Below are 9,844 nucleotides of genomic sequence, written 5' to 3' on the forward strand. Positions count from 1 at the left end.
GCATCAATCGTGACGTTGGATGATTGGCCGTCGGCGAGTGTAATCCTGCGGCTCAAGTGGTCGAGATCCGGCTGCGGAGCACCTTCGATCCAGACATGGAGCTCATAAACGCCCGGAGGGACAGGATGGATGGAGAACGAGCCAGCGGACCCTACAACGTCGTACAGCAGAGTGGAAAGCGCAATAACAACGGCGCTCATCTCTGGATGGATGTTGCAGAAGATGTAAGAAACACCTTCACGTGAGAAGGCGACTTCGCGCGAGCTGCCGGCCTCGTACAGACCCAGATCAAAGCGCTTGCCATTGAAAAGCGAGAATACATTGTGAAAGAACGGATCCTCGTTCGGAAAGCTGACCACACTGCCGACAGGGACGACCAACAGATGAGGTGTAAATGTTCGGTTCTTCTGAATGAGCTTGAAGTGTCCCGGAGGAGGCGGCTGAACTGACAGCGACTTGCCAATTGGTGTCAGCCACACGACGATCGAAGGCGAGTGCGACTTGGGAACCGTGCGAAGAGTGACGCGTCCTGAGAGTTTTGACGTGATGGTGCTCGGCTGTTGCGCACAGGCCGGGACGAAACTCGTGGCAAATGCGAGGGCGGTGAGCACTGCGACGAAGCGGGTTGATGGTTGCGACGCCCTCAAAACTTATACCCCGCGGCGACTCCAATTACGTCGCTGAACGCTGAAGGAGCGGTTACATAAGAAGTCATGATTCGTCGGTACTCCAGCGAAAAGAGCAAATAGGCACTGGGCGAGAAGATAACATTGCTAGTGAAAGTGCGGTTTCGCGCCAGATTGTAGATACTCACTGGAGTGGGGATGGCATAGGGCCGCAACTGGCCGGCCGGCACATTATCGATGCCAAAGGCCTCGTTGAACTCGAGCCGCTCGCCAGTTTTCTGCTTCCATTGCACCCAGCCGCCACGGTCATCGAGCACTCGGTAGTAATCCTCGCCTTCGCTATTTAGTGCTACGTAGTCCTTATATGCGCCGCCTCCCAAGCCGCCCAATGCGCTACCCCAATATGCGCTACCGGAAAATTGCATAAATCGGGATACGGGAATGCGAAAGTCGGCAGCGCCCGCCCACGAATCAAATGTAAAGAGAGAGTTTGAAGTGCGATGCGGAGCGAAATAACCGCCTATGCCAAATCGTGCGCCCGAGTCCTCATTAGAGCTTTCAAATGCGACACGGGTTTGAATTCCCGGCCAACGGGAAATTTCACCCGTGGACGGTGGCACGTAGGAGCCAGTTTCCCGGTTGGAAAAGAGTGGCGGGGGGTCAGCAGTATCGATAAGCGCCGCTTGCACACGCAGCGAGCCTGCACCAGACGTGAACGCGTCATAGGAAAGGCCGGCTTGTGGATTCCAGACCCAGAGATTCCCCGACCAGGCCAGAGGAGGCACCGCAATCGCCGTGAGAGAGGAAGGTGTTTCAGGCGAAATGAGAGGCCGGTCAAGCGCAAAGAAAGCGTGCGTGCTGCTCCAGTTCAAATCAAGATGCGCAGTACGAAGCCGTACCAGTCCAAGCGCGTAGCTGCCGGTATAGCCGGAGCCGGAGGCGCTCGCGCTCATATCGAGGCGTACGTCACCGTGCGTCCGCGCACCCAATACATGCGGCCCGTCAATGTCGAGCCCGACGATGGTTTGCCGCGCAGACAAGCCTGTTGAGCCCGGACCGGAAAGCGCCACGGATGGTGTGGCGGCGGCATCAACGCGCCGCGTATTGACGAATCCGTTGAACAGGACCATCCCGCTCAGCCTGACGGGATATTTTGACGCGCTTTCGACTTTGGACTGATCGAGAGTGGCGATCTGTGTCTCCTGCATTGCCTGCGCCTCGCGTATTTCGGCGACTGCGGCTGCAAGATCGGCAGCTCCGTTGGATTCAGATGTCGACGGCCCCGCGGGATGGTTGGAAACACCGACGGACGCCTGCAAGCTGACAAGCTGCTGCCGCAATTCAGCAAGCTCACGTTGCGACTGTTCGAGCTGGGCCTGAACATGGCTCATCGTGTCTGTCAGGGAACGAATGCGATCTTGGACGGAAGGTTTGCTTGCCCCGTTTGACGGGGCCTGCGCGCCTGCCCCGGACACAAGGAAGACGGCCACACAAGCAATCAGTGTAGCGGCGGCATACCTGCATGAACGTCCGACGGATTTCCGTTTGTCCTTCATTTTTCCTCCACGTGTTCGCGGCTACCGACCAGCGAGTCTGGGTTGGGGCTGGCGCGCGGAATCTGCATGCGGAAGACAGTTTCGCCCGGAACATTGCGCGCGAGAGTCACACTTCCGCCGTGTTCCACAGCAATGCTCTGGGTCAGGGTTAGGCCAAGTCCCGACCCCTTGTGCTTGCCCTCGCTCACAAAGGGCTCAAAGAGCGTGGTGAGAATGCCATGCGGCACTCCGTTGCCGTTGTCGGTCACGTCAATCTCCACCTCCTGGTCACGCCCCTGGACGGCGACGGCAACGTGTGCGGATGCACCTTCTGGTCTCGGCGCCTGGCAAGCATTCAAAAGTAGGTTGTAGATCGCACGCTCGATCTGCTTCGCATCTATAAATGCCTCGGTTGTGGCGGGTTCATCGGCGTGAAGGCTGAACTCAACATGCGCGGCATCCGGATGAGCGCGCACAAGGTGGAGCGCACGTTCAGCGAGAATCGCGATGGATTGCCGCGAGCGGCGCAATCCAGCACCGGTGCGTCCAAACATCAGCAGCGACTCAAGCATATCGGTGGTGCCGTTCACTGCATTGCGAATCTCCGCGAGAACTTCATTACGCTCGGCTTTCGGCACGCTCTCCGAAGCAAGAAATTCGGAATTGGCGTAAATTGCCGCAAGATAGTGACGGAGATCGTGGGAAACAGAACCAGCCATCCGCCCGATGGTGGCAAGGCGCTCCGATTCGAGCAGTGCGTGATTAGCCTGCAGGATTTCGCGGCGCATGCGTGCGAAAGCAGCGCTAAGCTCCCGGACTTCGTGGGTTCCCCGATAAGGAAGCAGGTGCGTGCTGTTACCGCTCGCGAAGGCTCTGACGCCGCTGGCCAATTGCTCCAGGGGACGGGTGACAAAGCGTGCTAGCGCGAGCATGAGAACCGTCCCGAGAGCCAGCGCCAGTGCGCCGGCGAGCAGAACCAACCGGTCAATTTGCCGGATCGTCCGCTCCTCCTGGTCGAGGGATTTCATCTCGATCAGGAGGAGCGGAGCCGTGGCTCTTGAAGAGAGGTCATGCGACACTGCAAGAAAGCGCTCGCCGTTTACGACGAGAGTACCTGGCTGGCCTCGTGACGTAGAGATCCCGGGATTTATCGACGGCATGTAGGTGTCGTTGATTTTGGGAAGAGAACCGGCGAGGATGCGATCACCGCTGCGGAAAACTGCCTTCACATCCGTTGCGCCGCTGGGCCCCTCCACCGATTCATGGTCGATGGCAAATCCGCTGATTACGTAGCCAAGAAGCGTGCCTTCCGTCTGGCTGCCAAAATACAGCGGCTGGACAGAACAGCCGAACAATCCTTTACTGCTGACGAGGAAATTCGCCCTCCGCAAGGCGAACAGGCGTTGAAGATCTGCGCGAAAGGCCGCGCCCGCGGAACCACCCTTGAGGTACGCAGCTTTCACGTTGCCGTCGCGATCGGCCAAAGCAAAAAGATCGTTGCCGCTGACCTTCCAGAACTCGACACCGCCATCTTCTATGGTGCGCTCATCGCTGGTGGTCATTAGCGCTTTCAGGCTGGGAAGATCGGCAAGCAGAGCATTCTCACGGTCAAGCGCGGCAAGATGCTGCGCCTGCATGTTCTCGAAAATCGTGAGAGAGTGGCGCAGATCGGAGGAGAGATTTTGTGTGATCAATGCCTGCAGAGAGCCTCGAATGGCCAACAGGCTGACGAGCGTGGCACCGGCCGTGATCACAGACATGGCCAGAATAAGAAGGATTTGTGTTCGGATGCCCTGCCTGCGATCGGACACAATATTCACCGGGTCCGCGCCGGCACGGCCCCTTTCGCTTTCAACAGAGTTATGGAACGAATTTATACCCGGCTCCATAAATGGTAAGAAAGTGCGCCGGATTTGCCGGATCAGGTTCAAGCTTCTGCCGTAGCTTGAGGATTTGGTTGTCAACGGTGCGCGTGGTTGGATAACAATTGTACCCCCAGACTTCGTTCAGCAGCTCGTCGCGGCTAAGGACCCGCTCAGCATTTTCCGTAAAGAACTTCAGCAGCCGAAACTCATGCGAAGTGAGGGTAACGGGAACACCTTTGCGGACGACCGTCATCTTCTTGAAATCAACCTCGCACTCGGCGAATCGATAAGTAACAGCGGTCGCGGGCTTTCTTCGCCGGCGTATGGCCGCCTGCACACGAGCCATGAGTTCCCGGGGACTGAACGGCTTGGTCACATAGTCATCGGCGCCCAGTTCCAGAAGCAGAACCTTGTCGACCACTTCAGAGATCGCGCTTACGACAATTACCGGACACTCCGGAACAAGAGATTTGAACTTCTGGCAGAGTTCGCGCCCCGAAATGCGAGGAAGGATGAGGTCAAGAACCACCGCATCCGGCTTGTGGGAGTGAAATTGCTCAAGCGCGGCGTTCCCGTCCCCCGCGCAGACAACGTTGTATTGTTCTGCCGCGAACATCCGCTGCAGCACCCGCTGCATTCTGGGATCGTCCTCGACCACGAGGATGGAACCCAGCTCATGTAGCACGGGGGGTGCTCCTAAAACCGGGGCAGCATCTTGCAGGCCGCAGTTCATGCTCATTGGATTATTTTGCCCCAGATTGCCTCGGGAAGCTACCGGAAAGGTTACAAATGACAATATTGTGACATTTTTCCCCTATTTCCAGGGAATTCCGGCAGGCCCTGAGCCCACCCGAACGGGCTCGCGGAACCGTTCACGCCGGGCAAAAGTGGCACAGGCCACATCGCCGTAGAAACTGGCGTACCGCTCCCCAATTGAGGCAGCGGCAAGCTGAAGCGACAAAACGCACCGATATGGCGTAGCACCAAGAGCATCACGGATGGCACCTACATAGATTTCGACCGGGTCATGAGTCCATGGAACGTAATGACATGCCTCCCCGCCGACTTCGCGAAATGCAGGGATATCTGAACAGACGACTCGGGCACCGGCAAGGATAGCCTCTGCGACAGGAAGACCAAAACCTTCCATGCTTGAGGGGGCCAGCAGAATTAGGCAATTCTCATAGCACCATCGCATTTCGGCATCGGACAGGCCAGAAAACAGGAGGACCTTCCGGCTCAATCTGGCATTTCTTATTTCCTCTTCGATATTTCGAGTTTCCGGCCCTGGGATACCAACTACAACCAGGCGAGTTTCGGCGGGCAGAATCCTCTTGCCCAGGAGGCGTTCAAAGACCCGTATCGCCAGCGGGATATTCTTGTTGGACCGGTGCTGGGCTACACAGAGAATAAAGCGGTATCCCTTCAGCGTTTCCAGTCTCCCGGAGATCGAGGCGGGCACTCTGAACTCGACCACGTTGTGAATGACCTGAGTCTTATGCGTCAGCGTTGGAAACCGTCTGGCGAACTCCATCTGGGTGACAGAGGAGACGCAGGCGATGGCGTCGACTCGGCGGACGCATTGGAAGATTGTGTGCCGTGCAACCGCGCTCTTAAGGCGGCCGAAGTTGCACGGAATGTCGAACGGATACAGATCGTGTAGGCTGAGAACCGTCGCGCACGGGTAGGCCGCCACTGCCGTCGGTGCCGGAAATGTAAGGTGAACAATGTCTGCCTCGAGCTGTGCCGCAATGCACGGCAGCTCGCGGTAATACCAAAATAGCCGGCTTAGATTGGCTTCCCGAAGCGGGATCCAATGCGAATGCAGGCGTGGATCACAGACACCTAGCGCGCCTCGGAACATCTCTTTCTGCCACGCCCCGGCGACGAAATGGATCTCCGAAATTGCTTTTGTGCTTAGCAGGGCGCGAGCAAGGTTCGCCGCGTGGCGAGAAACACCGTTCATGTGCGTGGGCGCGGACATTGCGGCAATGACGACGTTCATGTGCTTCCTTTCAGCACGCCGGCAACCGCGTTCACGCTGGCTGGGGCCGACGGTTTACTGGGGGCCGTTGCTTGCCGTCGGCCGCTTTGCTGGAGAATAAGAGCAAGGGCGGTTACCAGCCAAAGCGGCAGAAGAAGATCAAACGGCTCAGCCTCTGCCAGGCCGCGGATTGCCACATAAATGAGAAATGAAGTCAACGCAATGCGTTCCGCGTCGAGGGGCAAAGCGCGAATGCGTCGGTAGAGGCTGCCGTAAATACCGATCATCAACACGACTCCGCACAGACCGTAGGCGAAGAACTGCTGGAGTAATTCGTTTTCAGCATGGCGAGCCTCAAATTGCTCGCCTCCGAATGGCGGAGCCACTTTCCACATCGCATCGAAGCCGTTACCCAACCATGGCTTCTTCAGTGCCGCATCGAGCGTCCAGGCCCAGATAGCGGTGCGGCCGGTAAGAGTTTCTGCCTGATTGCCGGCGGTAGTGTACACGTCGTAGTAGGCGCTAAGAAGGGTCCAGAAACTCAGTGTCAGTACGACTGTCAAAGACGCTAGACGCCATTTCTTCCTGCGAGGAATACTGGCGTCGCGAATGAAACGGTAGAGAAGGCACATAATGAATGCGGCGAGAGTGGCCTTGCTCAGACTGCGCAGGAGTGTGACGCCCAGGAACCACTGCACAATGTGCCAGACAACATGGCCGCGGGTAACAAGAAAGCTGTACATCAGCAGCGAAAGAGCGCACAGGTTGCCGATCTGGTTGGTATTGAAGTAGTCGATGTCGCCAAGGCGCAGATCTGCCGCCGTGGGCATCATCCACGCGATCGCCGCCAGCGCGCACGATCCCGCTATGTACCCCTTCAGTAGTGAATCCACCACTTGCTCAGATCCGTCACCGCGGACGAGCAGAATCACGATACTTACGTCGCCAACCAGCGAGAACCAGTAGAGAGCCGAGGAGGTGACAGAGACCGACGCGGTCCAGAACAAGCTGCAGCCCGAAAATGTGAGATACAGGATTACCCATCGCAGTGGTCGAGAGGTCCAGGGCGTGTAGCCTGCATGGTGTCGCACGCCGAAGGCGCCGAGCATTGCAATTGCCGCTAATCCCGCGGCAAAGGTGAAGCCGGCAAGAACACCCAGCTCGGTGCCAATGTTGAGCCATCGGGCCGTAACTAGAGCAAATATCGTCCGCGCGGAAAAAAGGAGCCCGGCATTGAATGAGAGAAGTGAAAGTGGCAAATACCGCGTTGTGGACCAAACATCTGCGCGTAAGCTGGCGACACTCAAGTTCGAAGCCACATTCAGGTTCTCACTCATACCCGCTCCCTTCTTTTCCGCATCCAGTTGTGCAGGGGACGAAAATCGGCTGCTACTTCCTGCGTGAAGCGTCTTCGCGGATCGAAGGGATCGAGGAGCAGCCAATAGTGACGACCGAGTAAAACTAAGGAAGCGATGAAGAGCGCGACAACCGTGAGGGCAAGGGTAAGGAGTGTCCGCGGCGGGAAGGATTTCTTTTCAGGAATTCCGGGCGCGTCAATTACGTTGACAACAGGAACGTCCTTGGCTTCCTGAATGCGCGCTATTTCGTATTGTTGCGTGAGCAGGTTATAGACGGCTTCCTGTACCTGAACCTCCCGATAGAAATTTTCGTAGGGCACAGCCAGCCGCGGCACCTGGCGCAAAGGCAGGTAAGGCGGGGCCTTGTCCGCATCGGCCGCTGTCACGGCCGGGAGCGGCGCGGGCGACCCGCCCATCTTTTCGAGATCGTGCTTCAGCGAGGCGATACGTGCTTCCGCGGCGCGAACTCGTATATTGTCATCGCCATAAAGCTGTTCCAGAGAATCAAGTCCACTTTGCGCTGCGATCAGTTCGCCTTGCGCCTTGGCCTCAGACTCTACCGTGGCTCTTGCCTGTTCCTTCAGATCAATCGCGGTGTAGGAACTCGAGAACTCGCTCAGTGCTTCTTGCGCCCGAGAGAGCTTCTCTTTTACTTTCACGAGCCTCTTTGCAATGAACACGCGTTCCTCGTGCGCCGTGGAGTGGCTTGTGCGATTGACTACGACATTGAGCTCATCGAGGTACGCCTGAGCCAAGTCGTGGGCCCGCACGGGATCAGTGTCCTCAACTGTGATTGTGAGCACACCGCTCTTCTTGTCCTGCGAGATGCGCGTGCGACGCGCAAGCACTTTCGCTGCGTCGACGCGATAACGTTTGTGATAGACGCTCAGGAGTTGGAAGCGGTCAATGAGCCTGCCAGAGACCGAAGAGCTTTGCAGCAGGTCGACAAAGAGCGCACCGTTGTTGTGCCCGCCGAGCAGGCTCATCGCCAATCCGCCGAGTATTTCATTATTCGTCGCGCGCTGTGCCAGCGCCGCAAGCATCGCTGGATTCGATCCTGACCTTTCCGGCGGCATAATCCGTGCCTGCGATGTATACATCTTGGGAATGATGAATACCACGACCACGCTGACGATGAAGGCGATGCTCGTTACACGCATTAGCAGAGTGCGGGACGACCACAGGACGTGGAGGTTGTAGAGCAAGCGTGGAGCGCTCTGAAAGCTGGCCTGCATCTCAGCGACCTGACGGGAATCAACAACGGCGGCATTTGTTTGGACATCGAGAGGCATAGTCACTACAATCCTGCAACCGAGGCTGCAATGGCCAAGGACGTGACAACCTGCGCGGTGACGAGCAGGTTGCGCCAGGTGATGGAGGGTCCGATGATCTTTTGCGGAACAACGATCGTGTCGCCAGGGTCGAGACGCGTTGAAAGAACATCGCGATCAAACCATGCCTGTGACCCGCGGCCGGTAACTGATCCATTGGCGCGGACGATGAAAATCTCCTTCCGATTGGCAATCGAAGTAGCACCGCCGGCGCGCTTCAAATACCACCCGGCAGTGTGACCCGGCATGAAGATGATGGCTGAGGGACTGTAAACTTGGCCGCTGACAAGGACAAAACCCGGGCGTTTCGGAATGCGCAGCGTATCTCCACTGCGCACCTCGATGTCAGCAGGCGTACCGGCCCAGCGATCAATATCAGAATTGATATGGACGACGAGCCGCCCAGTCACAGGCTGACTGCGCAACTGGGAAAGAATCTGGTCCTGCTGCTCCTGGATGAGCTGCAATGCCGCGGACTTCTGGGCGCCGGCGCCGGGCGAGATGCGGGCAGAAGCAGCACTGGCTTCAATCTGCGCAATCAGTTCCTGACGGCTCTTCTTTTCAAGAGATGCCACCTCAGGTCGCGTGAGTACCGCGCCTTCCGGGTATGCATCCGGCCGAAGACCGCCGGCGCGCCGGAGGACATCGCTCAGATGTTCGCCTGCCTGCAAGCTATAGCTGCCCGGGTGGGCCACTTCGCCTTCTACGACGATGGAGGCTCCGATGTCTTCCCAGCCTGTGAGTTGGTGGATAGTGAGCACATCGCCGGGCCGGAGTGCGACATCCGCTGCATGGTCGTTTCTGATCACTGCATCGCCAATGTCGACATCCTGCCGTTGAACAACAACGCGCGTGCCGTTCCGGACCCGATAGCTGGCCAGGTCGGCCTGGTTCAGAAGTGCATCGCGCTTGAATCCGCCCGCCGTGCGCACCAGCTCGGCAACGGTCATGCCCTTAAACATGGGATAATTGCCGGGCCGCTCCACTTCACCACGCACGGAAACCATGGGAGCGTCGAGTTCATATCGGCCGAAGATGCGGATGGTATCGAATGGCTGCAGGACGATATTCATGTTGCCGATCAAAACATCGGGAACGCTGAATTCGATGGTCTCGGGATGAAGATCTGGTGCATCCAGGCGGAC

Annotated in this window: 7 protein-coding genes and 1 pseudogene; all 8 read right to left on the reverse strand. The window is 57.6% G+C overall.

Annotation, left to right across the window (positions count from 1 at the left end):
• Positions 1-647, reverse strand: a pseudogene (locus VMU57_RS15895) (hypothetical protein); the annotation flags it as partial.
• On the reverse strand, positions 644-2,017 hold the full coding sequence (locus VMU57_RS15900) for a hypothetical protein (RefSeq protein ID WP_325385152.1): 1,374 nt from the start codon (positions 2,015-2,017) through the stop codon (positions 644-646). The gene VMU57_RS15900 and the pseudogene VMU57_RS15895, both read right to left, overlap by 4 nt.
• Positions 2,018-2,178: 161 nt before the next feature.
• Positions 2,179-3,981: a HAMP domain-containing sensor histidine kinase gene (locus tag VMU57_RS15905; RefSeq protein WP_325385154.1), complete on the reverse strand. Its 1,803-nt coding sequence runs from the start codon at positions 3,979-3,981 to the stop codon at positions 2,179-2,181.
• A gap of 40 nt (positions 3,982-4,021) precedes the next feature.
• Positions 4,022-4,711, reverse strand: coding sequence for a response regulator transcription factor (locus VMU57_RS15910; RefSeq protein WP_325385156.1), 690 nt, complete (start codon positions 4,709-4,711; stop codon positions 4,022-4,024).
• A 129-nt stretch (positions 4,712-4,840) separates the two neighbouring features.
• A complete protein-coding gene (locus VMU57_RS15915; protein ID WP_325385158.1) occupies positions 4,841-6,031 on the reverse strand; it encodes a glycosyltransferase family 1 protein in 1,191 nt (396 codons plus the stop codon).
• Positions 6,028-7,347, reverse strand: coding sequence for an O-antigen ligase family protein (locus VMU57_RS15920; RefSeq protein ID WP_325385160.1), 1,320 nt, complete (start codon positions 7,345-7,347; stop codon positions 6,028-6,030). The genes VMU57_RS15915 and VMU57_RS15920 overlap by 4 nt, the downstream gene beginning before the upstream one ends.
• Entirely contained in the window at positions 7,344-8,660 is a 1,317-nt protein-coding gene (locus tag VMU57_RS15925; RefSeq protein ID WP_325385162.1) for a Wzz/FepE/Etk N-terminal domain-containing protein, read from the reverse strand. The genes VMU57_RS15920 and VMU57_RS15925 overlap by 4 nt, the downstream gene beginning before the upstream one ends.
• Before the next feature lie 5 nt (positions 8,661-8,665).
• On the reverse strand, positions 8,666-9,844 hold a 1,179-nt coding region (locus tag VMU57_RS15930), incomplete at its 5' end, for an SLBB domain-containing protein (protein ID WP_325385164.1).

Source organism: Edaphobacter sp. (assembly GCF_035532915.1).
GTDB lineage: Bacteria > Acidobacteriota > Terriglobia > Terriglobales > Acidobacteriaceae > Edaphobacter.